The 26,450-nt window shown below is 41.4% G+C and carries 26 protein-coding genes; 22 read left to right on the top strand and 4 right to left on the bottom strand.

Annotated elements, in window-relative coordinates; genetic code table 11:
- Nucleotides 1-21: 21 nt before the first annotated feature.
- The 8 genes from ACFQPF_RS06835 (at nt 22) to manA (ending at nt 9,453) form a co-directional block, all read left to right on the top strand.
- A complete protein-coding gene (locus tag ACFQPF_RS06835) occupies nt 22-1,218 on the top strand; it encodes a glycosyltransferase family 4 protein (RefSeq protein WP_379747905.1) in 1,197 nt (398 codons plus the stop codon).
- Nucleotides 1,218-1,997 (top strand): WecB/TagA/CpsF family glycosyltransferase, encoded by a 780-nt coding sequence (locus ACFQPF_RS06830; RefSeq protein ID WP_379747903.1) that lies wholly within the window; start codon nt 1,218-1,220, stop codon nt 1,995-1,997. The genes ACFQPF_RS06835 and ACFQPF_RS06830 overlap by 1 nt, the downstream gene beginning before the upstream one ends.
- Before the next feature lie 12 nt (nt 1,998-2,009).
- A complete protein-coding gene (locus ACFQPF_RS06825) occupies nt 2,010-3,125 on the top strand; it encodes a glycosyltransferase family 4 protein (protein ID WP_379747901.1) in 1,116 nt (371 codons plus the stop codon).
- Between the two features lie 26 nt (nt 3,126-3,151).
- Nucleotides 3,152-4,537, top strand: a complete 1,386-nt coding sequence (locus tag ACFQPF_RS06820; protein ID WP_379747899.1) for a sugar phosphate nucleotidyltransferase — start codon at nt 3,152-3,154, stop codon at nt 4,535-4,537.
- Nucleotides 4,537-5,592, top strand: a complete 1,056-nt coding sequence (locus ACFQPF_RS06815; RefSeq protein ID WP_379747897.1) for a glycosyltransferase — start codon at nt 4,537-4,539, stop codon at nt 5,590-5,592. The genes ACFQPF_RS06820 and ACFQPF_RS06815 overlap by 1 nt, the downstream gene beginning before the upstream one ends.
- A gap of 12 nt (nt 5,593-5,604) precedes the next feature.
- Nucleotides 5,605-6,597, top strand: a complete 993-nt coding sequence (gene galE / locus ACFQPF_RS06810) for a UDP-glucose 4-epimerase GalE (RefSeq protein ID WP_379747895.1) — start codon at nt 5,605-5,607, stop codon at nt 6,595-6,597.
- 173 nt (nt 6,598-6,770) lie between these two features.
- The gene (locus ACFQPF_RS06805; protein WP_379747893.1) at nt 6,771-8,504 is read left to right on the top strand and encodes a phospho-sugar mutase; all 1,734 of its coding nucleotides are present in this window, start codon (nt 6,771-6,773) and stop codon (nt 8,502-8,504) included.
- Complete coding sequence (gene manA / locus ACFQPF_RS06800; protein WP_379747891.1) at nt 8,497-9,453, top strand: mannose-6-phosphate isomerase, class I; 957 nt, start codon at nt 8,497-8,499, stop codon at nt 9,451-9,453. The genes ACFQPF_RS06805 and manA overlap by 8 nt, the downstream gene beginning before the upstream one ends.
- Before the next feature lie 327 nt (nt 9,454-9,780).
- On the opposite strand, the gene ACFQPF_RS06795 is transcribed toward manA, so the two are convergent.
- The 3 genes from ACFQPF_RS06795 to ACFQPF_RS06785 are packed head-to-tail and all read right to left on the bottom strand — an operon-like array spanning nt 9,781 to nt 12,893.
- The gene (locus tag ACFQPF_RS06795) at nt 9,781-10,788 is read right to left on the bottom strand and encodes a ferredoxin (protein WP_379747889.1); all 1,008 of its coding nucleotides are present in this window, start codon (nt 10,786-10,788) and stop codon (nt 9,781-9,783) included.
- 41 nt (nt 10,789-10,829) lie between these two features.
- Complete coding sequence (locus tag ACFQPF_RS06790) at nt 10,830-11,588, bottom strand: hypothetical protein (RefSeq protein ID WP_379747887.1); 759 nt, start codon at nt 11,586-11,588, stop codon at nt 10,830-10,832.
- A gap of 15 nt (nt 11,589-11,603) precedes the next feature.
- A complete protein-coding gene (locus ACFQPF_RS06785; RefSeq protein WP_379747885.1) occupies nt 11,604-12,893 on the bottom strand; it encodes a hypothetical protein in 1,290 nt (429 codons plus the stop codon).
- Between the two features lie 461 nt (nt 12,894-13,354).
- Here ACFQPF_RS06785 and ACFQPF_RS06780 point away from each other — a divergent pair, with 461 nt between their 5' ends.
- From ACFQPF_RS06780 to ACFQPF_RS06765, 4 genes are all read left to right on the top strand, one after another.
- On the top strand, nt 13,355-15,034 hold the full coding sequence (locus ACFQPF_RS06780; RefSeq protein WP_379747882.1) for a hypothetical protein: 1,680 nt from the start codon (nt 13,355-13,357) through the stop codon (nt 15,032-15,034).
- Nucleotides 15,035-15,053: 19 nt separating this feature from the next.
- On the top strand, nt 15,054-15,440 hold the full coding sequence (locus ACFQPF_RS06775; RefSeq protein ID WP_379747880.1) for a GtrA family protein: 387 nt from the start codon (nt 15,054-15,056) through the stop codon (nt 15,438-15,440).
- A 12-nt stretch (nt 15,441-15,452) separates the two neighbouring features.
- Nucleotides 15,453-16,406, top strand: coding sequence for a glycosyltransferase family 2 protein (locus ACFQPF_RS06770; protein ID WP_379747878.1), 954 nt, complete (start codon nt 15,453-15,455; stop codon nt 16,404-16,406).
- A gap of 88 nt (nt 16,407-16,494) precedes the next feature.
- The gene (locus tag ACFQPF_RS06765; protein ID WP_379747876.1) at nt 16,495-17,295 is read left to right on the top strand and encodes an SMI1/KNR4 family protein; all 801 of its coding nucleotides are present in this window, start codon (nt 16,495-16,497) and stop codon (nt 17,293-17,295) included.
- Between the two features lie 345 nt (nt 17,296-17,640).
- Here ACFQPF_RS06765 and ACFQPF_RS06760 read toward each other — a convergent pair whose 3' ends face one another.
- Nucleotides 17,641-18,093, bottom strand: a complete 453-nt coding sequence (locus ACFQPF_RS06760) for a hypothetical protein (protein WP_379747874.1) — start codon at nt 18,091-18,093, stop codon at nt 17,641-17,643.
- Between the two features lie 70 nt (nt 18,094-18,163).
- Between ACFQPF_RS06760 and ACFQPF_RS06755 the strand changes: the two genes are divergently transcribed.
- From ACFQPF_RS06755 to ACFQPF_RS06710, 10 genes are all read left to right on the top strand, one after another.
- Nucleotides 18,164-18,694: a hypothetical protein gene (locus ACFQPF_RS06755; protein WP_379748467.1), complete on the top strand. Its 531-nt coding sequence runs from the start codon at nt 18,164-18,166 to the stop codon at nt 18,692-18,694.
- 163 nt (nt 18,695-18,857) lie between these two features.
- On the top strand, nt 18,858-19,211 hold the full coding sequence (locus tag ACFQPF_RS06750) for a nitrogen regulation protein NR(II) (protein ID WP_379747872.1): 354 nt from the start codon (nt 18,858-18,860) through the stop codon (nt 19,209-19,211).
- Between the two features lie 9 nt (nt 19,212-19,220).
- A complete protein-coding gene (locus ACFQPF_RS06745; protein WP_379748465.1) occupies nt 19,221-19,589 on the top strand; it encodes an STAS domain-containing protein in 369 nt (122 codons plus the stop codon).
- A 93-nt stretch (nt 19,590-19,682) separates the two neighbouring features.
- Complete coding sequence (locus tag ACFQPF_RS06740) at nt 19,683-19,931, top strand: Spo0E family sporulation regulatory protein-aspartic acid phosphatase (RefSeq protein WP_379747870.1); 249 nt, start codon at nt 19,683-19,685, stop codon at nt 19,929-19,931.
- A gap of 96 nt (nt 19,932-20,027) precedes the next feature.
- The gene (locus tag ACFQPF_RS06735) at nt 20,028-20,204 is read left to right on the top strand and encodes a hypothetical protein (protein ID WP_379747868.1); all 177 of its coding nucleotides are present in this window, start codon (nt 20,028-20,030) and stop codon (nt 20,202-20,204) included.
- 696 nt (nt 20,205-20,900) lie between these two features.
- Nucleotides 20,901-21,608, top strand: a complete 708-nt coding sequence (locus tag ACFQPF_RS06730) for a hypothetical protein (RefSeq protein ID WP_379747866.1) — start codon at nt 20,901-20,903, stop codon at nt 21,606-21,608.
- Between the two features lie 13 nt (nt 21,609-21,621).
- Nucleotides 21,622-22,575 (top strand): hypothetical protein, encoded by a 954-nt coding sequence (locus ACFQPF_RS06725; RefSeq protein ID WP_379747864.1) that lies wholly within the window; start codon nt 21,622-21,624, stop codon nt 22,573-22,575.
- A gap of 14 nt (nt 22,576-22,589) precedes the next feature.
- Nucleotides 22,590-23,111, top strand: coding sequence for a hypothetical protein (locus tag ACFQPF_RS06720; protein ID WP_379747862.1), 522 nt, complete (start codon nt 22,590-22,592; stop codon nt 23,109-23,111).
- A 407-nt stretch (nt 23,112-23,518) separates the two neighbouring features.
- Entirely contained in the window at nt 23,519-25,678 is a 2,160-nt protein-coding gene (locus tag ACFQPF_RS06715) for a polymorphic toxin type 15 domain-containing protein (protein WP_379747860.1), read from the top strand.
- Nucleotides 25,679-25,689: 11 nt separating this feature from the next.
- Nucleotides 25,690-26,232 carry a T6SS immunity protein Tdi1 domain-containing protein gene (locus tag ACFQPF_RS06710; protein ID WP_379747858.1) on the top strand — a complete coding sequence of 181 codons (543 nt, stop codon included), beginning with the start codon at nt 25,690-25,692 and terminating at the stop codon, nt 26,230-26,232.
- Nucleotides 26,233-26,450: the final 218 nt, after the last annotated feature.

Genomic DNA, 26,450 nt, shown 5'->3' with positions numbered 1-26,450 from the left:
CATTGTAATTTAGTTTTATAAGTGGGTGATTTTATTAAAATATTAATTGTGCATAATTATTATAAACAGAGTGGCGGAGAAGATAAAGTAGTAAATGAAGAGATAAACTTATTAAGAAAGAATGGAAATAAAGTAATTACATTTTTTGTTAAAAACGAAGAAATAAATACTGATAGCTTTTTAGAAAAAATCAAACTGGGTATTGATACCCTTTGGTCTAATAAATCCTATAGGGAAATAAAAAGGATATTATTAAAAGAAAAACCTGATCTGGTCCATTTCCATAATACCGTCCCATTACTTTCTCCATCTGTATATTATGCATGTGAAAATTTAAAAATACCTGTAATTCAAACGTTGCACAACTACCGTCTGGCTTGTCCAAGTGCAATGTTATTAAGAGATGGTGAAGTTTGTGAAAAATGTATTGAGGGAAGTCTGTTGAATTCCTTAAAGTATGGGTGTTATAGAAATTCTCGTATTCAAACACTTCCAATAAGCAGTATGTTATTCACACATAGACTGTTAGATACTTGGAATTCAAGGGTCGATAAATATATTGCTCTTACGAATTTTGCTAAAAATAAATTTAGAGAAATAGGTATAGATGAAAATAGAATAAATGTCAAGCCGAATTTTATAAATCAAAATATATCAAAAGAAGTAATTATTAAAGAAAATCGTATTGTTTTTGTAGGTAGAATCTCTAAAGAGAAAGGTGTTCATTTATTGCTGGAAGCTTGGAATAATTTAAGTCCTAAAATTGAGTGGAAGTTAGATATTATTGGAGATGGACCTCTTTTGAACAAGTTCAGATCTGAGTATGGTCAAATAGACAACATTCAATTTCATGGGTTGTTAAAAGATTATAATGTTTTAGACCACATGGCAAAAGCAAAATATGTAATAATCCCTTCGGTATGGTATGAAGGTTTCCCAATGACAATAGTTGAATCCTATTCAGTAAATACACCTGTTATTTCATCAAATATTGGCTCTTTAAAAGAGATAGTCAATAATGGGATAACAGGTTTTCATTTTGACAACAATGATATTTCTAGTCTAGAAAAAGTTCTTCAAAAAGCTCTAACATATTCTAATTACCAAACAATGCAAAAAAATGTAAAACATGAGTTTGAATCTAAGTATACTTCTGAAGTTAATTATAAGATGTTAATTAATACTTACAAAGAGGTTATTAAAGAAAGGAAAAAATAATGATTAGTCCTTTTGGATATATTTTAAATTCAAAAATTTCAGCTAATAATTTTAAGAGTACAATTACAACAATAAAAAATTGGGTCAATGCAAAAGAAAAAAATAAATATATATGTGTATGTAATACACATTCATTAGTAAGTGCTAGTAAGGACAAATATTTTAGCAGCGCGTTGGAGAAAGCAGATATCTGTACACCAGATGGAATGCCTCTAGTATGGGCTTTGAAAATGTACGGCTTTAAAGAACAAGACAGAGTTGATGGGCCTAACTTAATGCTGAAATTATGTGAAGAATCGGCAATGAATAATTTTAAAATATACTTGTACGGCGGAACTGAAGAAACACTAAAACGATTGGAATTTAAACTTAAATCACTTTATATGGGTATTCAAATTGTTGGAACATACTCCCCACCTTTTAGACAATTATCAGAAGAAGAAAACGAACTGATAAGAAATAATATTAATCAAAGTAACGCGGATTTAGTATTTGTAAGTTTAGGTTGTCCTAAACAAGAAATGTGGATGTATGAAAATAGCTCACAAATAAACAGTATTTTAATAGGAGTAGGTGCAGCTTTTAATTTTATAATAGGTGAAATAAAAAGACCGCCTTTAATCTTACAAAAATTGTGTTTAGAATGGTTATTTAGATTATTATATGAACCTAAAAGACTGTGGAAAAGGTATTTATACAATAATACTTTATATATCTTGAAATTTATTTCAACGTATTCACGAAATAAAAAGAAAAATATGAATAATCTCTCTCACTAAGAGGTGATGATGATGGGGAAGAAAGTACTAATTATAAGAAACTTTGCATCTGAAGTTAATATAGATTCCTACAATCTTCAAGAAATCGGTATGGGGAAGGCTTTTGTTAAAAGAGGTTATGATTGTGATGTTATCTATTACAATAATAAAAATTTTGATCAAATGGTCTATCAACACAATCAGCATAAATTAACGGTTAAATGGACCAAAGCGATTAAGTTTATGAGCAATAGTATCTACTTATCTTTACTAAATAAAAGAGAATTGAAAGGTTATGACATGATAATTTCAACTGAATATAACCAAATTATGACCTTTTTATTATCTGTATATTGTAAAGATACACTTTATCTTTATCATGGACCGTATAGAGATAATAATAATAAATTGATACGGAGTCTATATGACGCATTTTTAACCCCCATAATCGCCCGAAACATAAAAAAAGTATATGTTAAATCAGAATTAGCGAAAGAATATTTATTTGAAAAAGGATTTCAAGAGATTTCTACTATTGGTGTAGGCTTAGATATTGAAAAGATAGAAGAAGATAGCAATATAAGAAAAGATTTATTAGAAAACATTAGAGCACAATTACGTGACAAAAAAAACCTGTTGTACATTGGTAGGTTAGAAGAAGCTAGGAATACCAGCTTTCTTATTAAACTAATTGCAGAAGTAAGCAAATTTGTCTCTAATATAAACTTGGTTTTAATTGGCGAAGCGACATCTGAGGATTTGAAAAAATATCTTGATTTAATAAGGGAATTAAATGTTGAGAAAAACATCATTCACATACCGAAATTAAGGCAATCAGAATTGAAATATATATATAAGGAAATGGACATTTTTCTTTTTCCTTCTAACTACGATATATTTGGTATGGTTTTGCTTGAAAGTATGTATTATCAGTTACCCATTATATCAACATTAAATGGTGGTTCTCAAACACTATTAAAGAATAACAATAAATATATTATGGATAATTTAGAAATAAAAACTTGGTCGAAAATGATATTAGGAATACTAAATGATTCATCTTTAAAAGAGGAATTAAGGAATAGTGCAAAAAAAAATATTCTAAAAAACTACACCTGGGATAACATTGTTAATAAAATCTTGAGCTAAATTATTTTTATTAGGGGGACGTATATATGAAACTCATCCTGCTATCCGGCGGATCCGGAAAACGCTTATGGCCATTATCCAACGACACCCGCTCTAAACAGTTTCTAAAAGTTCTAGAAGCGGAAAACGGAACGAAAGAATCGATGGTCCAGCGTGTTTGGGGGCAGATCGACAATGTTGGGCTCTCTGATTCGACTGTTATTGCTACATCCAAATCACAAACCGATATGATTCACAGCCAGCTTGGTGAGGATGTTCCTCTTATTATCGAGCCTGAGCGTCGTGATACGTTTCCAGCCATCGCATTAGCGGCGGCTTTTTTATTTGCTGAGAAACAGACGGATCGTAATGAAACGGTTGTTGTGCTGCCAGTTGATCCTTATGTAGAGGATGGCTTTTTTGCCAAGGTTAAAGAATTGGATACGGCGTTGGATGCTACTGGGGCACATCTGGCACTAATGGGCGTGAAGCCAACCTATCCATCTGAAAAATATGGATACATTGTTCCTCAAGGAGAGGTGCTGCCGAACGACCCGTTCCGTGTGGATCGTTTCACAGAGAAACCGAGTGAAGAAAAGGCGGAAATGCTCATTCAGCAAAATGCGCTTTGGAATACGGGTGTGTTTGCTTTTAAGCTCGATTACCTCATCTCCATACTGGAGAGCAAAGGATTGCCGACGAGCTATAAAGAGCTTTCCAAGCAATATCAGCTGCTTCCGAAAATCAGCTTCGATTATGAAGTGGTTGAGAAGACCGAGCATATTGTGGCATTGCCATACGAAGGATATTGGAAGGACCTTGGGACATGGAACACACTGACGGAAGAAATGGCAACCGAACAAATCGGTAAAGGAGTGATCTCTCAGGACGCGACAAACACACATCTCGTGAACGAGCTGGGTATTCCGGTAACGGTACTCGGCTTATCGAATGTGGTCGTCGCGGCAAGTCCAGACGGCATTCTTGTCAGTGACAAGGGGTCCAGCCCGAAGATCAAGGATTTGATTGCGAGCTATGAACAGCCACCTATGTACGTAGAGCGTATTTGGGGCTGGTCTAAGACATTGGATTATGCCAAATATAATGAAGAAGAAATGGTCACGAAGCGCATCTGCATTTATTCCGGAAAGAACTCAACGTACCATTACCACAATCTACGAAATGAAGTGTGGACGATCGTGCGCGGTGATGGGGAACTCGTTCTGGATGACAACATCCGCCGTGTGAAGGCAGGAGATATTATTCACATTCCGGCAGGCAGAAAGCATGCGATCAAGGCGTATAAGGAACTGGAATTTATCGAGGTTCAAACTGGTAAAGAAGTGACAGACAGCGACTTTACCCGATTGTATATCACGTGGGATGAGATCATGAACAGCTATTACACGTCAACCGCACAAGTCATTATTTAATGAAGACACTGGCATACTACATTTCCGACTATGGCTACGGCCACGCAAGCCGTTCCATCGCACTCATTCGAGAGCTGCTCGGAAAGGATAAAGACATAGTAGTGGTCATCTGCCACTCTTATGCGTTGGACTTTATGAAGAGCTCATTAAGTGAACACGGTGATCGGGTGTTTTTTCATTATGTGCGTACCGATGTGGGTTATGTATTAAGAAAAGATTCTCTTGAGGTAGATAGCGAAGAGCTTGAAAAAGAACTCAGGACGTACGTGATGAAACTGCCTGCTCTTGCTGTGGAGGAAGCTGATTATTTAAGAAGCTTTAACGTTTCAGCCATTCTATCTGATATTTCTCCTGTAGCGATGGAAACCGCTGAACAGCTTGGTGTTCCGGTTATCGGTGTTTCCAATTTCACGTGGTACACGGCGTATCAGGGAATGGTCTCGGAAGAATGTTTGACCTCATTGCGGCATTATTATGAGAAGATGGATTGTTTCATTGCTCTCGCGGGTAGTGATGAGCACTGGGACAATCAAATCAATGCTGGGTTCTATGCGCGGCATGTGAATGAAGAAACGGTCCAGAAAATTAAACAATCGTTTAATAAAAAGCTGATTTTTATGCCGATTGGAATGAAGATTGAGCTTGGCAGCATCAATGAACTGCCAATTTGGGATCATCCTCAATTTTCATTCGTTGTCTCACATAACATGAACATTGAGCATCCGAATGTTACGCAAATACAAGAGAATGATAATGAAGTGCAGCACTATGTTGCCGCAGCGGACCTGGTCATTTCAAAAGCAGGATGGGGAACGGCGGCAGAAGCAGCTGTGGCAGGTACGCCTCTTTTATTAATAGAAAGAAATGCATTTACAGAAGATCGAAACACAACAAAAGCATTAGTGAATGGTGGCTTTGCAAAATCAGTTTCATGGGAAGAGCTGCAGCACATAGATCTCTTGCAGGAGTACGAGCGGTTTTCCAACAACCGTGCTGTTGCCCCAAATGAAGTGAGTACCATTGCAAATACGATTCTTGATTATATAGCAAAATAAGGAGGCAGAATCATGATCCTAGTAGTAGGCGGAGCAGGGTATATTGGCAGCCATACGGTGAAGGAATTGCTCTCAAAAGAATACGAAGTCGTGGTACTAGACAACCTTTCCACAGGACACCGTGACAGCGTAGATGAACGGGCTGTTTTTGTAGAAGGAAATCTAGGAGATGCTGACGTTCTTGATGCGTTGTTCACGACGTATACGATTGAAGCGGTTATGCACTTTGCGGCTTTCAGCCTGGTGGGTGAGTCGGTACAAGAACCGGCAAAGTATTATCATAACAACGTCAGCGGTACGCTGACACTGCTTCAGAAGATGAACGAACACGGCGTGAAGAACTTTATTTTCTCCTCGACGGCAGCAGCGTATGGCATCCCAGAATCGATTCCGATTACAGAAAATACCGTTACCGCGCCTATCAATCCATACGGCCGGTCGAAGCTGATGGTAGAGCAGATGCTGGAGGATTTCTACCAAGCGTACGGGTTAAAGTATGTGGTATTGCGCTACTTTAATGCAGCTGGAGCTTATTCAGACGGTCAGATTGGTGAAGATCATTTTCCAGAATCACACTTGATTCCGATTGTCCTTCAGCACCTCCTCGGACAGCGAGAGCACATTTCCATATTCGGAACGGATTACAACACGCCGGATGGTACGTGCATTCGCGATTACATCCATGTGACGGATTTAGCCGATGCGCACATCCTTTCACTGGCGAGTTTGTTGAACGGAGATAATACGAATGTGACGTATAACTTAGGAAACGGCCGCGGTTATTCCGTACGAGAGATTATTGAAATGTGCGAAAATGTGACATGTAGAAAAGCAACGATCGTGGAAAGTGAAAGACGTCCTGGTGATCCGGATGAGCTGGTCGCTTCATCGGAAAAGATTCAAAAAGAACTCGGATGGACACCGCAATTTGAGCTAAAGCAAATTATCTCATCTGCATGGACATGGCATCAAAATCATCCAGCAGGATATAAAGTAATCAACTAAAGGGCAGCCGCATTCGCGGCTGCCCTTGTTTGCACGTTGAAATGGTTAACTTTTTAACAGGGAAGGAATTCGGCGCAGTCAAAAAGTTAATGAACAAAACTAAGGCTGACGAAAAGGCTTGGCGTCAGCCAAGTTTTCTTTACTTGTATAAAAATTGAATAGGGGTCAATACAATGAATTGGAAAACAGGGTTTAACAAGTGGCAGAACAGCATGCTTGTTGACAGCACGTTAAAGGAACAGATGAAGCAGTTCTCAGACAAAGAGAAAGAGGACGCTTTTTATAAAAATTTGGAGTTCGGAACAGGCGGCATGCGCGGGGAAATCGGGCCAGGAACAAACCGCATCAATACGTACAGTATTCGAAAAGCAACAGCGGGACTTGCGCGATACATAAAGCAGCAGGGAGAAGAAGCAAAATCGAGAGGTGTGGCGATCGCCTACGATTCTCGCCGCATGTCGCCAGAGTTTGCGAGAGAAGCGGCGCTGACGCTAGGCCATTTTGGCATCAAAAGCTACCTCTTCAAGGAGCTGCGGCCGACTCCGGAACTCTCCTTTGGGGTACGGTACTTGAACGCGTACGCGGGGATCGTGATTACGGCAAGCCATAACCCGCCCGAGTATAACGGCTATAAAGTGTACGGACCAGACGGCGGACAAATTCCACCAGGGATGGCCGATGAGATCATCTCTTATGTGAACGAGATTGAAGATGAACTTACCGTTCCGGCGGCAGCCGAAAGCGAGCTGTTAGAGCGTGGTCTGTTGGAGTACGTGCTAGAGGAAATCGATACAGCATACAACGATCTGTTAACAACGATTGTGCAGGATGCGAATCTGCTGAAGGCGCATGCAAGGAATTTGAAGGTCGTGTTCACTCCACTTCACGGGACGGCTAACGTACCCGTACGCCGCGCATTGGAAACACTCGGCTTTACAGATGTCACGGTTGTAAAGGAACAGGAGCTGCCCGACGAAAATTTTTCAACGGTCATGTCACCTAACCCAGAAGAACACGCCGCGTTTGAACTCGCTATAACATACGGCGAGAAGATGAATGCGGACATCTTGATGGGAACCGATCCAGATGCGGACCGTGTGGGAGTGGCAGTAAAGAACGCTGCAGGAGAGTATGAGGTGCTGACCGGCAACCAGCTTGGCGCGCTCATGCTGGATTATCTTTTAATGAAGAAACAAGCAAACGGTACGCTTCCGAGCAACGGCGTTGTGCTGAAAACGATTGTGACATCTGAAATCGGCAGAGACATTGCAGCTCGCTTTGGAATCCCGACTGTCGATACGCTGACAGGTTTCAAATTTATCGGTGAGAAGATTCATGAATACGAAACGTCAGGGCAGCACACGTTCTTGTTCGGCTATGAAGAAAGCTATGGCTACTTGATCGGTGATTTTGTACGTGACAAGGATGCCGTGCAATCATGCCTGTTGGCAGCAGAGGTCGCTGCGTACTACAAATCACGCGGTATGACGATGTATGAAGGATTGCTTGAGGTGTTTGAGAGGTACGGATTTTATCAGGAAGACTTGGTTTCGCAGACGCGAAAAGGCAAGGACGGAGCAGAAGAAATTCAGCAGATGATGGACAACTTCCGCAGCCAGCCGCCAGTTACTATTGGGGGTGTGAATGTGACAGCCGTTGAAGATTATCAGACAAGTGTTCGTACAGCTGGAGAGAACAAGGTTCCTATTTCATTGCCAACATCAAATGTTTTAAAGTTTCATTTGGAAGACGATTCGTGGTTCTGCCTGCGTCCGTCTGGAACGGAACCGAAGATTAAATTTTATTTCGGTGTGAAGGGCTCATCACTGCAGGATAGTGAAGAGAAGCTTGCCACACTGAAGCAGCGTGTCATGGATCTTGCTGCGGCTGGTGTCCAGCATGTATAAGGGGCCGATTTTCCTCGAGCCGGTGTTCAAGGAACGGATATGGGGCGGAACGAAGCTTCAAGCTGAGTATGGCTATAACATTTCGAATGAGTTAACCGGAGAATGCTGGGGAATATCAGGTCATCAGCACGGACCTTCGAGAATCCGAAACGGAGAGCTAGAAGGATGGCCGCTTGATCGTGCCTGGAACGAGCATCGACAGCTTTTCGGTAACCTGGAAGGCAGCGAATATCCGCTGCTTGTTAAAATTTTGGATGCGCAAACCGATCTATCTGTTCAGGTCCATCCAAATGATGAATACGCGTTGGAAAAGGAAAACTACTCTTTCGGAAAAACGGAATGCTGGTACGTGATCAGCTGTGAGGAGGGAGCTCAGCTCGTGTATGGACACCATGCAGAGTCAGAGTCAGAGTTTGCCGCAATGGTGGAACAAGGGGAATGGAAGAAGCTGCTTCGCCAAGTATCCATTCAGCCAGGTGACTTCTTTTACGTGCCAAGCGGGACGATTCATGCCATAGGTGCCGGAACGATGATATTGGAAACGCAGCAAAGCTCGGATATTACGTACCGCGTGTATGACTACGACCGAAGAGATGCTGACGGCCAATTGCGTGACCTCCACATCAATCAGTCGATAGCCGTTGCCACGTACCCGCATCGTGACCCAGTCATCGAACAGACCGAGGCTAAGGTGCAGGACCTCACGATTAAACAGCTCGTAGAGGATACCTATTTTACCGTGTACCTGTGGAAGCTGAATGGAACGGCAGAGCTTGTTCAAGAGTTCTCCTTCTTGCAGGTCAGTGTGATTGAAGGCAGAGGGACCCTATATGCGGACGGCAAAGAATACCCGTTTGTGAAAGGAGACCATTATATCCTCCCAGCAACCATGGATGAATACCGTCTAGAAGGCGATGCCGAGATGGTTGTGTCGCATGTGACGATTTAAACGTTTGTTAAAACAAGAAGCCTCGTTCACTTCAGAAACTACTGAAGTGGGCGAGGCTTTTTTGCTGTCTAAGGTATAGGTTATTGGTTAATATTTGAAATTACAGAGTGCCGAATGAACAGAATAAAGTATAATGGGTGTATCATTCTTTTCTTGAAGGAGGTACATGCTTGAGGTATTGAAAACAACGGTGATAAAATCCCTAATAACAACGGTGTGAAATTCCCCAATAATAACGGATAAAAAATTCTTTACTTATTACACTTTTAGCTGCTTATAGAAGCAGCTAAAAGTGTTATTTTCTTTTTATCATTAGACATTAAATTATTATTTACTTGTAACCACTAAATAGTTATCAATTTCCTTAAATAAGAATTTGGCTATCTCGTTTAATTCTTCCTTTAAAATCTTAGAGTATGTCTCGTAAACTCTCTCAATATGAACTTTAATTGCGTCATCATAATTAAAAACATCTTGTATTGCACTAGCAATATCACCTCTAAATTCCTCAATAACTTCAAATAAGTTATAGCAATAGACATCTCTTTCTCTGTAATCTTCCATATCGTCAGTGTTTATATAAATTTTATAGGACGAAAGGGAATTTAGTTTATTGACTACACTATCTGTAAATATTAATTCAATATTATGGAGTTGATATAAATAAAAATCATCTTCCACTTTATTAAGGTGATGATCCGGACCTATTTTTAATCTATCTAAATCTAGAGATAACTTAATTTTCCCATCTGTCTTTTCATCTATCTCCTTTAAAACATCTCTTATAAAATTAATAAAGTATTCGTTAATATCATTGTAGTAATTCCCTTGTTTCGTTTCATATTTTATAAAGTCTCCCAATTGGTTCACTTTAAATTCTACAAGCGCTTCTTGTACGAGTGCTCTTCTCTGCGAGTAGGCAATTCTATCGAAGTGACTTAAACCCGCTGACTCAGCTTGACTGTCTGATCTATAATCATATCGGTTATGCCCTTCTGCACTTATATAATGAATAGAAGAAGCAGAACCACGATAACGGCAAATGTCTTCTGAAGGTCTTGGAACCTTGAATTCTACAAGTTCTTTTGTAATAAGTGTTTTAATCTCTTTTAATCCATGTGTGCCTGTCGACTTTACTATGCTTGAATCTTCTAATGAAATAGCACCAACAGGACAGTGATTTATTACTCCCATAAACTTCTCAGCTGTTTTATCTGTTATCTTACCTGTTCCGACTGGAGTTGCTTTACCATCTGGACCTTCTTGTAATAAATCAGTTAATAGAGTACAACTTCCAGAAGCCACACATTTATTAGAAACTTTAATTACTTTCATTTTAATATCATCCTCTTTACTTGTATTTTAAGTTTAGTTAATTACATATCGGATAATAGATTATTAATTTTCACTAAATACTCTTCGCCGGTTTCTATTGCTTTAATTGATTGTAAAGTCATTTCTCCACTTTCATCTATTAACGGAGTATCTATAATTGTCTTAATGGTCGTAGCAAAATTTACGCAAGTCATTATCTGTTCCTTATCTTCCCTTGTATAAAATGACCGATTATTTCCTTTACTAATAATAATTTTTTTAACCGTTTCTATACTTTTTCTAAAAAGAAGATTAAGTTTCGCAAGTAATTCTGAAATCTTATCTGCTCTTTTCTGTATTGCTTCAAGAGCAATACAAATCGTTTCAACTTGAGAATCTACAACGTTCGCCTGTTTTCTTCGTAAAGTTGCTGCACTTAGATTTAAATCTGAATTAGTAAATTCAATAATAGGCCCCAAAATACTTATTACATTTGCTGGTGGGGTTTTCTTTTTCATGATTGCTATTGTAGCCATTGATCGGATGTCTTGAATTAGATTTGGAAGTAAACCTATTGAATGCAATTCTTTGCTTTCTATTAAATCAATTTTCATAATTTTTTCATAAGTTACGACAAAGTCTTTCATTGAGGTAACTAGAATACCTTTTTTTCTATTAGTCAGCTTCTCTAACGACATTCTAGAGTCTTTTTCAACCTGATTTTTTCTTTCTTCAGCAGTTGCTACTTTTTCAAATGCTTTAACATTTATTTTGTCTGCTTGTCTATCGTTCTTCTCAGCCTTAATTAAACTAAATATCAAAACAACATCTCCTTTTTAAAACGACAAGATAGAATTATCTTCCATAAAAAACTCGTTGAATTCTTCATAGGTTTTAAACTTGACGTCTTGACTAAAAACATTTAACAATCTATCTAGCCCTACTGAAATTCCTCTTACATCGTTACTTACAGTAGCACAGAAAATTTCTTCGAACCCTAAATTGAATTGTTCGTCCCATTTAGCAAATTCACTATCTACCATATTTTTCAACTTGTTTCTTTGATATTCCATCTCAATTAAAGCTTGTGATGCTATTTTATTAACTTTTGTTAACTTTTCTGCGGCTAATTTGTTTATATTTCTGTATTCAACAATGGTTTGACATATTTGGGAACATACTACAGAGGCCACTATTGCTCCTGCAGGACCTCCCATAGACATTCCAATAGCATAAGCTGCTAAACCTGCTCCATTTATTAATATTTCTAGCACGCATTCTTCTCCACTCAATTCATTATTAAGATACTTATTAACCGATTGTGAAACCATTATTGATGCAGATATATGAGCTATTGGTAACCCTTTACCTGCTATGTTTAACAAAACTTGGTTTCCATTTTTCTTTGCAAGTTCTATAACCCCGTTTTGAATCATATCCATTTTTGCTCCACTTAAAAAACTTGATCCAGTTTCTTGAGCAATTTCTAATACTGCATCCTTTAGATCCTTCTCTCCCGAAGCCACTGATACTAGGTTATTAATACTGGAAATTGTTAGTGAAACTAATGCTACATCCACGCCTGCATTAAATCCTCTTAGTGAATATTCGTGTGCCTTAGTTAAACCAATTTCTGTATTGGAAATTATATTGCTTGAATATTCTACAGTCTTATTGCTAACTAAATTTACAGGTGTCATTATTTCAGTTTGAACCTGTTTTTTTAGCATATTATAGGCTGTTGAGGAATCAACTGCTTCGCCTTTATTGAGTTTATTTACAATATATTCAAGGTTAGATTTATCAAGTTTCGACATATTTAGATGTTGATTTGTAACTGCAAGGTTGTAATCGGCATTAGCAACTTCCTTAATGTCCTCCAACGTGAAAACTCTACTTCCGCTATATCTATCTTCTAATTTTTTTAAAGGAGTAATGTGATCGATACTTGAAACTTTTGAGGTAGGGAGTCTTCCATTATTCGAATGGAAAATTCTTTCGCCTGTATATTCATCTATTGTCGTCTTCTTATTATTGAATTTTCTATTCTTAAAGCTATTCTTGTTATTATTTCTCCGACCTGGATCATCAAGAACTCGTTTTTTTTGACTGTAATCATTAATCATTTTTAAAACCCCTGTCACTATGTAGTTTCATTAATACACGGTAACTAGCTAGCGTAATACTAATTTTATTTTTGCCCGTTAGCTTTACGTCTCCATCTTTATTTAATTACGTATCAAATTTTCAAAAAAATAGATATTATGTACCATATTTTATCACGTATATAAAAAAATGGTAATGTTTTTAAAGTAATTTAAAAAGGCTTAGTGGAATAATTAATTAATGTCAAGTAACACATATAACAAAGTTACTAGGGGAACTTTTTATTTAGCTTTGACATTTAGGTATCTTTAAGGTAGTTCGTTTTTAATTATTAAGTATGGAATGAATATATCTTTTGTAACAATCATGAAAATATTGGGTAGACTGGCTGATAAACTAATGTTTATGAGAGGTTGCAATCCCATCGTTTCAGGTATAGTATTAATTTTTTATATGACTGTGTATGAGGATGATTGTTTTCATGATAGCTAAACACAAGAATTCTATAATTCTTCTTGTTCTTGCCGTGGTCGCGGCGATTGCGTCGCTGGCGTTCACCTATTACCGCCTTTATTATGGGGTGGATTTTACGGATGAAGCTTTCTATACCGGTATACCGTATGAGTTTGCTCTCGGAATGCGGCCGTTTATTGATGAGATGAATTTCTTAACGTTTCCGAGCCTGCTGCTTTTTCCGTTCGTGAAGCTGTTTCACCTCGTGACCGGCGGGACGGAAGGGATCATCCTCTATAATCGGCATTTGTTTCTAGGGTTCTTCCTGCTTGTCGCTGTCGTTCTGTTTTTTATATTAAAGCGGGTCATATCCGTTCACTCTGCTATTCTATCTTCCGCGATCGTCATCGCCTTTATACCGCTGAATATTCCGGCACTCGGATACAACACGTTAAGCTGCGGATTTTTAACGCTCGGCCTTTTCATCACGTATCACGCTCTTTCCCATCGCGAAAGACCACTCTATTTTGCACTTTCCGGCTTGCTCATAGGGCTGTCGGTCGTCTCTTATCCAACCTTAGTCATACCATTTGTTCTGTATGTGCTGCTGCTGTTTCTTTACCTTGTCCGGCTATCGAAATTACGAGCGTGGTTTCTATTCATCGCCGGCAGTTTCATAGCCGCTTCTCCCGTTCTCATCATGATGGCGGTTGCCGGAGTGGACCATGTCTTGTATTTTATTGAAAACCTCGGATATGTCGGCAAACAAGGCGGCGGTATCGAAAAAATCGCGGACCACATCTCGCTCTGGTTCACTTCTTACCATTATAAATGGGGTACGATACTTGTCTTGGCGGCGGCAGCACTCCTATTCAAAAAATATAACGCGGTGTCTCTCGCCGCACTCATGCTTCTTCCAGTCTTCAGCTATCCCTTTCATTCGGAAGAACCGGTCGCTTTTCGCTCGCTCATTTGGGTGACAAATTACAGCATGCTTCTGCCATTTTTCTATTTTATTCATCGCCGTGATGAAACGGTCCGAAAGATGGTTGTGCTGATCTTTCTTCCTTCCTTTTTTGCGGGTGTCACGTATCTTTGGTCGAGCAGCAACGGGTACATTGCCGCGGGGCTTGGCTTCTTCCCAGCCTTTATCGCCATGACGGTCCTGCTTTTGCATAGTGTGGAAAAGACAAAAGTTAAACAGTTGTTTAAACATGTGGCGATTTTCTCGGCGCCGGTCTTTATAATGGCTTCATTAATTTGGCTGCAGCAGCAAAGTGTATACCGCGATCAGCCAATTCATCAGCTGACACAAAAGGTAGAAGATGGACCTTATAAAGGGCTGTACACGAGCGAGGAAAAGATGACGTTCATGAAGACACTGAGCAAGGATCTTGATACGTTTTCCAAAAAAGGCGAAACGATTTTCTACTATAATCATTTTCCTGCCGGTTATTTGTTCTCCGACCGTAAGCCTGCCGGGAACACGATTTGGATCTTCTATTATTCCATTAACCGTGAAATTCACTCCGATTATTTAGCGGAAAACGGGCTGCCAGACACGGTGATTCGCATGAAATATCTAGTGGATGCTGGCCTTACACCGATGCGTTATTATAAAAGCGATGACCTGAACAATCTCGTGAAGAAAGAATACGACGTTGTTCATGAGAATGCGTATTACGAAATTTTTAAGAGAAAACCATAAATGAAGGGCTTGAAGCTCTATGTCCAGGTTTATTAAATTCGGCGCTGTCGGCATCGTGAACACTGCAATTACCATTGCGAGCTACACGCTCTTCGTGTATGGCGGGCTTCACTACATGGCCGCCAATGTGCTGGCGTACGCGCTAGGCGTTTGCAACAGCTATTATTGGAACAAAAACTGGGTGTTCAACAGCAAAGCGCACGACAAGAACACGACTGTCTTCATGAGATTTATCGCCGTGAATCTATTAACGCTGTCCATCACCTCTCTGCTGCTTTATGCAGGCGTCACGTATGGATCGCTGCATAAAGTCACAGCACAGGTAATAGCAACCGGATGCGGTATGGTGGTCAACTACCTGATTAACAAAATGTGGACGTTCGAAACCAAAAAAACCTCAATGTAAAGGATGTTATGTTTGGAAAAGCTCATTTCAGTCGTAGTCCCGATGTACTTTGAAGAAGATGTGGCTCGCGAATGCTATAAACGGCTTAAGTCCGTCATGGAAACAAACCACATTTCGTATGAATTTGTGTTCGTCAATGACGGCAGCACAGACAAAACGCTATCCATTTTAAAAGAAATCGCGGCAGCCGACAGACACGTGAAGATCGTGGATTTCGCCCGTAACTTTGGTCATCAGACGGCTGTGACCGCAGGCATTGACTATTCAACAGGCGATGCGATCGTTATCATTGATGCTGATTTGCAGGATCCACCAGAAGTCATTCCAGAGCTGATCGCGAAATGGCAGGAAGGCTATGAGATCGTTTATGCGAAACGAAAGAAGCGGAACGGTGAGTCGTGGTTCAAGCTCGTGACGGCGAAATATTTCTACAAGTTTCTGAACTGGATGTCGGATATCTATATTCCTAAGGACACAGGAGACTTCCGGATCATTGACCGAAAAGTGGCCGACGTCTTCAAGAACATGACAGAGCGAAACCGTTTCGTGCGCGGGATGTTTTCTTGGATCGGCTATAATCAGACATACATCGAATACGAACGCGACGAGCGCTTCGCCGGTGAAACGAAGTATCCTTTTAAGAAAATGATCAAGTTCGCGACGGACGGGATCATCGCCTTTTCGGCCAAACCGCTGCGATTAGTGATGACGCTCGGATTCATCTCCGTGCTGATCTCGCTCTGCGTTCTCATCTATACCATCGTCGTCAAGCTGACGGGACAGTCCGTCGAAGCAGGCTGGGCATCCCTCATGGTCGCCATCACCTTTTTCAGCGGCATTCAGCTGCTCGGCTTAGGAATCGTCGGACAATACATCGCCCGCATCTACGACGAAAGCAAGAACCGCCCGATCTACATTGTGAGAGATACAGTCAATGTGGAGAGAAAATCGATAGGAGAATCATGAGCACACGCTGAGGCGGTGCTCTTTTTTTCTGTAATGCCAATAGCCTTTTCAACCGATAAAAGGGAAAAAAGCGGTGGGAGTGATGAACATGCTCTATGAAAAAGAAAAGGATGCTTATTATAAAGGAGAAGTTACAGATGAGCTGGTGACGGCGGTACAGAACGAGTTAGGCGTCGTGTTGCCTGACGCTTATCTCCAGCTGATGAGAGAGCGGAATGGATTTGCGTTAAAGAAGAAATATTTTCCGACTAGTGTTCCGAACAGCTGGGCGAACAACTCCGTTTGTGTGGATCACCTGCTCGGTCTCGGTGCGGAGCCTGGACTGCTCGACAACGACTATCTGCGTCGTGAATGGGGCATTCGCAGCAAGAAGGTCATCATCCTATCGGCAGAACCGCCACTGTTCATTTGCTTGGACTATCGCCGCAAAAAGCAGCCGGCTGTTGTGTTTATCGATGTGGATGAAAAGAAGGAAATCCTGCTCGCGCCTGACTTTGCGTCCTTTATCGACGGACTTCAGGATGAGATAGAAGAACGCCCTGAAACAGAGGACACGCTCAGTCAGGAGCAAATCAGCGAGTTTTATCTAAAAATCGACCAGATGATAGAGAAAGGGAAGCCAGGCGAGATTGACCGCTTGTTTACGAAAGTCCTTTCTACCAATCATGAGTTGATTCGATATATGGTACGAAAAATGAAAGTGCACGCTCTGTCCAAGGTTCACTTTAACCTCCTGCTTTTTCTTGTGTGCTGTTCACAAGGCGACAACAAAGGAATCATCGAGGATGGTGAACTGCGCGAGATGCTGGACGAGTTTTCTCTGAGCAAGAACAGAGACGTGCGGGATATGGCGCTGTATAGTTTGAACGAGATGAAGAAGCGTGTGTGAGTGCGACGACATACCAGAATGTAAAAGCTCCTCAATGGCAATGGCCGTTAAGGAGCTTGTTTGTCATTCCTTGTTTCCTGCTTCATCTTGAAAGGTATCGGGGTCTTTGTTTAACAAATAAATGACGCCAACGAAACTGGCGACAAAAAAGCCGGCCACCAGGGCAACGGGAATGCTATAGACGATTACAAAGGCCATTCCAAAACCAACGCCAGCTCCCTCGGAAGGATGATCGAATGTGAGTGTGCTCGCCCATTATGGCTACGTAAGATGCGATGGAACATAGAATAAATGTAATGAGAATTTTCACCATTCCAGCAAACCGCTTTTCGTAAGTGCCGTTTATTAATTGAAGATAACCGATACGAGAACGACTCCAGCAAGATGCAGGACAGGAATGAGTGTGACAACATACGATCCTGCCGATTTCTTTGCCTTTGTTCCTAAAAGAAACGCAGCCGCTCCGCCGATTATGGCGACAAGAAGCGGGCTAAACACGGAGTCTTCTGAAAAACCAATCGCGAACAGCACGGCAATCGACAAAGCGGAAATAAATAGGTGGAGTGATAGTTTCCAAGAAGGATTGAAACGCTTTACCACGAAATAACTTCCATAGGCGATCAGTGTGGTCACATACACGAACGGTATTCCCCAAAAGGTGACAAGAAAGTAACTGAACCATAGGTCATCAAAGTCTTTCAGTGCGAGTGGAAACAGGAGTACAATAAGAAGAAAGGCGATAAAACTCAGTGAGGAACCGTAAAAATAAGTAAAATAAGGCGAATGATTTTTGTTCATAGATGAAGTCCTCTTTTCAATGATGATGTTATTAGTATATAACAATTAATGGAAGGTGAGTAGATGATTGATGATGAAACTGCTGAAGAAAACGAATAATGCATGGCTATATTGGGAAGTGTGGAACGATGGCAAACTGCTGACGGTTCATTATGGCACAGTCGGTGACCGAGGCGAAGCAGAAGAGATTAAGCTCGGCATGTTCGACAAGCCGGCAAAGGAAATGGAGCGGCTCGCGTCCGAACAGATGGAAAACGGGTACGAGGAGCTGGACGAAGACGAGTTGATCGAGTTCGTCGTGCAGTTCAGTTACACACCGGATAAAGCGGATGAGGCTTTGGAGAAAAGGCACATCGCAGAAGACATCATGAACGAAGCACTCGGCTGGACAGGCAACGGCCATTGCGACGGCGGTGACGTGGGCAGCGGAACAACGAACATATTCTGCTATGTAGTAGACCCAGAAAAGGCGCTTCAGGCGACCTTGGAAGAACTGCGTGAAAACGAGCTGCTGGACAGCACGGTGAAAATCGCCTATGAAAACAGTGAAGAAGAGTACGTCACACTCTATCCTCCGGGTGTAGAATTTGAGCTGATGTAAAAATTTTAGTGGGGGTCCGGTACCATGTGTACCGGACCCCCTAGGTTTTGTTTCAACATTGCTATGGAAGGGTATAGAGATACGTTTGGTCATATAGAGAATTAATTTGGGGAAATCAGGTGATGGTATGCAAGCGGTCGGAAAGCTGCCCGGAAATTTTCGTATGGGTAACGTACTGGACAGCATTGGCGAGAACATTATTATTGCAGACAAAAGCTTTACGATACGGTGGATGAATGCGTATGCGGCACGTTTATTTGAAGTGGTTGTTCCTTTATACGGTCTATCCAGTCCCGAGGATTTAATTGGTATGAGCATGGACCGGTTTCACAAGCAGCCCAGCTATCAGCAGCACATTATGGAGAACCTGACAGAAGGTCACCGGGCAAGAATTAAAATAAAAGACCGTTTTGTAGCGGATATCGTCGTCACAACCATCAAGAACGAGATAAATGAAATCGAGGGCTATGTGGTAATGCTAATGGACGTCACGACAAAGGCCGAAGAGGAGCGGTAAAAAGAAAAGCTGCTGCAGGATCTCTCAGTTCCAATCCTTAAAATTTGGAAAGACACCATTGCCCTTCCGCTGATCGGAAGCTTTGATGATGAACGCGCGGAACGAATGATTACGTCAGTGCTGAATGAATGCACATCCAGCCGCATTCGATATGTGCTAATCAGTTTGGTCGGCCTGCATTCCTTTGATGACGGGATTAAAAGGACCATTCAAAACCTTAGCGACTGCCTTCACTTGCTCGGTGCACAATGCATTATCATCGGCATCTCGACAGAACTCGCTATCACGATTCAAAGCCTCGACTCCTCCATCCCCACATTTGCAACCGCACACGCAGGATTAGAGCATATATTAGAGCTTCAGAAATACGCGATTTAACAAGCTTACAAGCAGTCCAAGCAGGGGTCCGGTACCAAGGTACCGGACCCCTGCTTGTTTTTGTTAGCTAGAAAAGTAAAATAGTTTACACTTATGTATAATTTTTCCTGTATGTATGGTACAATCAAGTTAAAATTTTTTGAGGAAAGGTCGGAAAGTCCTTTGAATGAGCAAGACTTGATACAGTTAATTGCGTTAAAGCGTGAAGAACTATATGCACACTATCATACATCGAAACAGCTGACAGATAACAAAATCATAGCCCTAAGCCAGGAACTGGACTTGCTAATTTTACGATGTCAAGAGAGCTTCAGACACACGGCCATACCTGCACTTCAATAAAGAAGTGAGAAAAGCGGGTTGCTGCACAGAGCAACCCGCTTTTTGCGTTCATCTAATAAAGAAGCTATCATTTATGCCCATAAGGAGTATGAAGAAATGAATACACTACTAACCTTTCTAGTATTTTTTGCCGGTAACTTTGTTATGATCTGGATTATCTTTACCGTTTTAGAAAAGCTGCTGCAGCCGAAGATGGCAAGACTCAATCGAACGATCTTATTCTGGGCAATGGTTATGGGTACATCCGTTGCATCCTTTTTGTTGAGCAGCTGACTGTTTTAGTTAACATAATCGGGGTCCGGTACTGATGTCAGGCTAGGGTACTAAATTCCATAACAGCATCATAGGTACAAAAAGAAGCGTGAGACGAGGTCTCACGCTTCTTTTTATGCGTAGTTTAACGAGTTATCGATTTGAAAAGAACATTCTAAATAATCCAAGCGTTAAACAGCCGATGGAAACGAGGAAAGCCAGGTTGCTAAAAGTAGTTAACATTGAAAATAAAAAAGACTCTGATTCCCCACCATATCCTGAGCTGCTTACACTTTGGGTAGAAGATAGAAATTTAAAGATAATTCCAATTAACAGTGAGAAGATTCCGACTCGAGCATTGAATGAAAGGTTTTGCATGGATACCGGCCCCTTATTTACTAACATAATAAGTCCAAAAATGATAAGTATAATGATAATAAATTGCATAGAAAACATACTCCTTTTTCAGTAGATTACATTGGTTATTATCGGTCAATTTTCAACAAATTTTAGCTTGTGTTTCATTCATAATATTTTACAGAGGCAATCAGGTGGATGAGGAAGCACTTAAATAGAACACTATGTGGTTGTGTTGATGAAAGGAATGCACATGTTAAAACAGAATAATGACATATATGGATATTCAACTTGAGAATACGAATTAAGTGAAAACTACCATTTAAACAAGTGTTTAAGAAATAACTAGGAGCGTGCTGTATGGAAAGGACAAAAGAAAGAGTTTTAGAATCTACTTATTTGGAACACTGGGATTACTTAACGGAGGCCATACAACAGAGCGGGGTTTCTATTTCTGAACTGTCCATGCCTTGGCTTATTGATGTTGTACCTGGGTACATAGAAGACAAGCATAAGGTGCTGATCGTTGGAAAAGAGTCCAACGGCTGGGAAAAGTACTCCGACTTGTTGACGGTTGAAAAGGAAGAAGCAGTTCGGAAGCTGCAGAACATGTATCTTCAATTTCGCCAAGACAACAAATGGGCTCATGCACCGTTCTGGAAGGGAGCTCATGAGATTCACAAAGCATTAAATCCTGACAGCCCAGACTACACGTTTATGACAACAAATTTGATAAGAATTGATCAAAACAACACGAGGCCGAGTAAATCGGTAGAAGAAGCCGTTTGCTCTAGTTTTCTTGTTCTGCATAGCGAGATTGAAATGCTAGAGCCGGATGTCATGATTTTTTTTACAGGACCGTATTATGATGAAAGAATTCGTCAGACGTTTGAAGGTGTTTCATTTGAGATGGTGGACGGTTTTGATCCAAGGATTCTTGCTCAATTGAAACATGATAAATTACCAATCCATACATACCGCACCTACCATCCTGGGTTCTCTTTACGAAACCGAGCGCGTTATTTTGAGCCTGTATTGGAGTTTTTACAGAGAAGCTTATTAAAATAAGGGAGGCATGTAGATGTATAACCTCAAAACGTTAAAGGAGAAAGTGAGCCACACCGCGGATCAGGTGGAGTGCCCGGTCCGCGGCTGCCGTCACACGGCTGAACGCCAGAAGAAACACTTTGTACGAGATGAAAAGTATCTTTGCCCCACTCATCAAATCTTTTTGTCTCCGACGACCTTTGAGTACAGTCACTATACATCGAACTTGCTCTCTGATGCTCCTGAGGATCTGGCATTACTCGAGAAAATTCTCGTGAAAAAGCGGGAAAACCGGCTGGCGCGCAGCAATTCAGAGGATGCGGTTACGTGGAATTCGTTTCGTTATTTAGAGAAAAACAATTTGCTACCGGGATACTTGGCGTCGATCGGGGTGAGTGGTACCGACAATGCTAAGATTCATTATTGGTGTTTCGATGAACGTACGGGAGGGACGAATCCGCTGTTGCTTCAAGCGCACAAGGTGTTTGGTGAACGATCGTCAAGAGGGAGCGAGCCGGACGTTCTCCTGGAAACCGATGGGGCTTTGATTATCATAGAGTGCAAAACAGGGTCCGGCAACAATACAATGCCATCTAGAGCCTCGGTTGAAATGTGTTATACAGAAGCGGATGATAAACATTATGATACGGTGTTTCGTTCAGACTTCACGAGCATTGCCGTTGGGGAGAAGAAATACGAGCTGCTCCGTTTCTGGCTGCTCGGAACGTGGATGGCAAAGCAAAAAGGGAAACGATTTTACCTGATCAATCTCGTTCGCGATGAAAAAGAACGCGAAATCGAGTCCCAGTTTGGAAAGCATATCGTGCAGACGGCCGGAACCTTTAAACGAGCGACATGGGAAGATATGCACCGCTATATTCAAGAATCGAACTGTCCGAATCAACAGCCTGTCCTGTCTTACTTGCAGAACCAGACTTTAGGGTATTCATCGTCTGGAAGGATTCGGGCAGCGTATAAACTAGGCTAATAGGGGGATAAAAAATGGTGATGGTGCTAGAGTCAGGTAAAGAGCTGTTTCATTTTTTGTGCGAAAAGTTTTGCGAGCTGAAGTTAATCGCAAGCGGGAAAAACGCAGTGGAAAGTGCAGCCATCGAGCTTCCAAAAGAACTAATAGAAAAGCTTGGGCTGCCTCAAGCAAAGATCCAGCTGGGCACCATCCAGTATAAAGGCGGCAAAAAGAAAATACTCGACGGAGAGGTAGAGGCCGTTGTGATGCGGTTATATCTTGCTCCATTAAAGGCGCTTGGAATAGACGCTGTGATCCAGTCCAAAATAACCCACCGTACCGACCTCATTCAAAATGGTGAACAGCCGTATTACGAATACCATTACACATCGCCAGTATCAGAAGTAAACGAACAAATATATCAATTATTCCTCACCATTCGCCACGAGCTGTGGAGTAGTCTAGGTACGGATTATATCAACATGAAAGAAACAGCGGTTCCAGAGTGGGTTGGGGAGCTGCCGAGGTACAGTCACAAAAAGTATGAAACAGTCTGACGTTAAACGTTCAAGAACGCCAGCAAATCAGCTAGAGAAAAACTGCTCAAATGCCCAGAACCGGTAAGAGAAGACCACAACCTCTTTATTACCAAAATGGATCACCGCGGTGGTTGGCCCGTTCGTTTTGATAAAAGAATACGAGATATTTTAATAGAGTTTAGACAGTGATAATAGAAATGGAAAAGGCAGACTTGGTCTGTCTTTTTTTTTGCCATGATGGAAAACCGGTATTTTTATGGCAGGAAAAAGAAAATCTTTCCTAAAAACAGTAAACTCTTACTACAAATTCAGCACATAAACAGTCGGTTTGTCCGTTTCGTTACCTTGTCACGGGGTATATAATATAATGGTAATTTTTAACTGAATGGGTGTTCAATAATGCGGGAATGGAGGGCAACCGGAGAATGGGCAGAATCTACGAGAGCCTTACGCTGTTCGACGCGATGGAGGAGCGGGTCGAACAGTATGCAGATTTACGAGTTCAGCTTTTGAAGCTGAAGAAAACATTTCGTACAATAGTGGATGACACTGAGTTTCAAGGTCACGGAGCGGATGCGATTAAAGGGTTTTACGAGGCGCACTGTGATGTCGTGGACAAGTGGCTCGAATTCATCGAGCACCATACGGCCTTTTTGAAAAGTATTCCGGGCGGTGCTGAGGCACGAGAGCTTTCGGGCAAAACGGTCGTTTATGAAGAGTTTCTGAACTCGAGCGTCCATCGTGGCGTTCAGACAGCACGGAACATGGTCGACAACCAGCATGATACACTCGAGAGGATACTAAATTCTGTGAGTGATCTTGTTTCACTAACTCCGTTTTCCACCGACACGTTTAACGATTTGATGGAAAATGCGCAGAAAAAGCGGGCCGACACCGCACTTCAGGTTCAAGGCTTTGACACAGAGCTTGCGGCCGAATACAACACGTCGCTTGATGCGGAGAGAAGCGTGAGTGCACTGTTCATGACGCTCATGAACCACTCGCGGCAGGGCGAAAGCATTTCCCCTATCCATTTTAACGCCGAGGCGTACCGAACCGACGAGATTCATCAGACGCTCGAAAAGGTCAAACAGGACAGCACGAATTACATAACGTTTAAAAAAGAACAGAAAAAGGAACGGGAAATTGCTCGAGAGATCAAGGAACAGGAAAGCAAGCCGCTGCTCGAAAAGTCTTGGGACACATTCTGCCTCATGGCAGCGGAGGTCACCGGGTTAAACGACACGAAGCGCGCTGTCTTGGGTGTGGATCCGGTCACTGGAAAACGGCTGTCCACGAGCGAGCGCATCTCGGCAGGCGCGATGGCGGTCGCCGGCTACATCCCGGTTATCGGCTGGGGTGGACGCGCGGTAAAAGGCGTCAGTACCGGTGTTAAGGCAGCCAAAGGCATGAAAGCGACAACCAACACGCTAGACGCCTACAAGCACGGAGATGCCTGGAGCTACCTGCAAAAAGCAGAGTACGGCATCTACGGCGCGGTGTCCGCCAACGGGTTCAGCGAGTACTTCAGAGGCGAAGACCTCCTCGGCAACAAGCTCACCGACGAACAGCGCCAGCAGAGCCTAATCAACGCGTTTACGATTATGGGTGTAACAGGAGCTGCGGCTGTTCTAGATAAAGTGCCGGTGAAGAAGTTTGTGAGAAATCAGGCGGCTAACGCAAAGTCCGCCTACGTAGGATTTAAAACCGACATCACCGCTCAAGTCCAATACGCTAAAATGGACGGCAAGGAATTTGCGATGTCGCAGACCGCTAACGCCCAAGCCGCCTATCGCGGCCTCAAAACTGACATCGCCGCAAAGATGCAATACGCCAAAGTCGTCAGCAAAGAGTATGCGCAGGCCCAGGTAGAGAAGGCGAATGCGGTACGTAAGGCAGTAGCGAATCGCATTTATAAAATTGAATTGCCGGTACCAGAGTTAAAGGTAATGTTAACATCACCTGTCGGAACTGGAGGGCAACTCCCTCTCTTTGATTATCATTTTAACGTGAACAAGATAACTGTCGGTGAGATGGTTGGGAAAAAGGAAGTTGTAAATCAAGGTGGCAGTCACAAACCATTAAGTCATGCACCAAGAATGAAAGAAATTGAAGTGCACTTTAACAGAAACATTAAACACGACCCAGAAGAATTTGCACGGCAGTTAAAAGACCAAGAAATAGGGATGAATGAGCTAACGGTTGATGAGTACTTGAAAAATAGGGGAAGATATATTGCAAAAGGTAGAGCTATAGAAGGGAATGCGGCTCAACAAACTGCAAGGGAAGAAGCTCTGTTCGACAAAATTACGATACTTATGGATGAAGGGAAATCCTTTGATGAAGCAGAAAAGGAAGCGAAAGCATGGTTAAATACACAAGCTGCACTTCATAATCCAGATCAAATTGCTGGAGGAATGCCTGAAAATATAGGTGGAATGGGTGATAAAGGTATCAACTCTTCAATAGGTTCCCAATGGAGGTACAGAATTGATATAGTTGATGAACAGATAAGAGAAATAGCGAAAAAAATGACATCTACAGAATTAAAAAATACTTATTTAAATGTAAAATTAATAAACTGAGGGGTAATAGCATGGAGAAGATTTTATATGACTTTGAACTGCATCTAAAGGTTCCAGAAGAGTTTATAGACAAATATTCAAACCTAGTGCCTAAAGAAGTGATAGCTTTATGGAAGAACTACGGCTTTGGTACGTATATGAAAGATTATTTAAAGGTTGTCAATCCGGAAGAGTACATTGATATTATGCAAGAATGCAGTCAAAGATATAAAGATGCAATAGTGTTATTCGCAACCAGCATGGGGGATTTAATTATTTGGGCGGACGGTTATGTTAGATTGCTTAACTTTAGATATGGTGTCTTAAAAACTCTTTTTCCTAATTTCCTCTTATTTTTAAGGAGTCTAGATTCAGAAAAATTCCGAGACGAATATTTGATGTGGCAGCCCTATCCAATCGCTATAGAAAAATATGGTGAACCCGAATATGACGAATGCTTCGGCTATACACCTCTATTAGGTTTAGGAGGTCCTGAAAAAGTAGAGAACTTAAAGAAAGTTAAACTTAGAGAGCATATCCTCATTATCACTGAATTTATGGGTCCAGTTGAGTAGAATTAAATTGCGGAAGATCGATTTACAAACGTAGCACTTACATTTTTTTAGGCGTAAGTGCTTTTTATATCCCTATAAAATTCAAATTAAAAAATCCTGACATGAAGAACATCGTAAGCCCGTATTCAAACAACGCATATAACTTGTATGGCACCTCCGGTACGATAGAAGTATCTCATTGAAGGAGGTGCTTTTCCATGCTGTCACAAAAACTGGCC

It is taken from the genome of Fictibacillus iocasae (genome assembly GCF_042665465.1).
In the GTDB taxonomy this organism is placed as follows: Bacteria; Bacillota; Bacilli; order Bacillales; family Fictibacillaceae; genus Fictibacillus; species Fictibacillus iocasae.
This window is presented reverse-complemented; position numbering and strand designations above follow the sequence as displayed.

Coding starts and splice junctions, on each gene's coding strand:
- ACFQPF_RS06735 (WP_379747868.1), top strand. CDS start 20,028: ATGAATACACTACTAACCTTTCTAGTATTTTTTGCCGGTAACTTTGTT.
- ACFQPF_RS06740 (WP_379747870.1), top strand. CDS start 19,683: ATGTATAATTTTTCCTGTATGTATGGTACAATCAAGTTAAAATTTTTT.
- ACFQPF_RS06830 (WP_379747903.1), top strand. CDS start 1,218: ATGATTAGTCCTTTTGGATATATTTTAAATTCAAAAATTTCAGCTAAT.
- ACFQPF_RS06710 (WP_379747858.1), top strand. CDS start 25,690: ATGGAGAAGATTTTATATGACTTTGAACTGCATCTAAAGGTTCCAGAA.
- ACFQPF_RS06720 (WP_379747862.1), top strand. CDS start 22,590: ATGGTGATGGTGCTAGAGTCAGGTAAAGAGCTGTTTCATTTTTTGTGC.
- ACFQPF_RS06760 (WP_379747874.1), bottom strand. CDS start 18,093: ATGAACAAAAATCATTCGCCTTATTTTACTTATTTTTACGGTTCCTCA.
- ACFQPF_RS06755 (WP_379748467.1), top strand. CDS start 18,164: ATGATGAAACTGCTGAAGAAAACGAATAATGCATGGCTATATTGGGAA.
- ACFQPF_RS06820 (WP_379747899.1), top strand. CDS start 3,152: ATGAAACTCATCCTGCTATCCGGCGGATCCGGAAAACGCTTATGGCCA.
- ACFQPF_RS06815 (WP_379747897.1), top strand. CDS start 4,537: ATGAAGACACTGGCATACTACATTTCCGACTATGGCTACGGCCACGCA.
- ACFQPF_RS06715 (WP_379747860.1), top strand. CDS start 23,519: ATGGGCAGAATCTACGAGAGCCTTACGCTGTTCGACGCGATGGAGGAG.
- ACFQPF_RS06780 (WP_379747882.1), top strand. CDS start 13,355: ATGATAGCTAAACACAAGAATTCTATAATTCTTCTTGTTCTTGCCGTG.
- galE (WP_379747895.1), top strand. CDS start 5,605: ATGATCCTAGTAGTAGGCGGAGCAGGGTATATTGGCAGCCATACGGTG.
- ACFQPF_RS06730 (WP_379747866.1), top strand. CDS start 20,901: ATGGAAAGGACAAAAGAAAGAGTTTTAGAATCTACTTATTTGGAACAC.
- ACFQPF_RS06725 (WP_379747864.1), top strand. CDS start 21,622: ATGTATAACCTCAAAACGTTAAAGGAGAAAGTGAGCCACACCGCGGAT.
- ACFQPF_RS06805 (WP_379747893.1), top strand. CDS start 6,771: ATGAATTGGAAAACAGGGTTTAACAAGTGGCAGAACAGCATGCTTGTT.
- ACFQPF_RS06750 (WP_379747872.1), top strand. CDS start 18,858: ATGGGTAACGTACTGGACAGCATTGGCGAGAACATTATTATTGCAGAC.
- ACFQPF_RS06765 (WP_379747876.1), top strand. CDS start 16,495: ATGCTCTATGAAAAAGAAAAGGATGCTTATTATAAAGGAGAAGTTACA.
- ACFQPF_RS06825 (WP_379747901.1), top strand. CDS start 2,010: ATGGGGAAGAAAGTACTAATTATAAGAAACTTTGCATCTGAAGTTAAT.
- ACFQPF_RS06795 (WP_379747889.1), bottom strand. CDS start 10,788: ATGAAAGTAATTAAAGTTTCTAATAAATGTGTGGCTTCTGGAAGTTGT.
- ACFQPF_RS06775 (WP_379747880.1), top strand. CDS start 15,054: ATGTCCAGGTTTATTAAATTCGGCGCTGTCGGCATCGTGAACACTGCA.
- ACFQPF_RS06785 (WP_379747885.1), bottom strand. CDS start 12,893: ATGATTAATGATTACAGTCAAAAAAAACGAGTTCTTGATGATCCAGGT.
- manA (WP_379747891.1), top strand. CDS start 8,497: ATGTATAAGGGGCCGATTTTCCTCGAGCCGGTGTTCAAGGAACGGATA.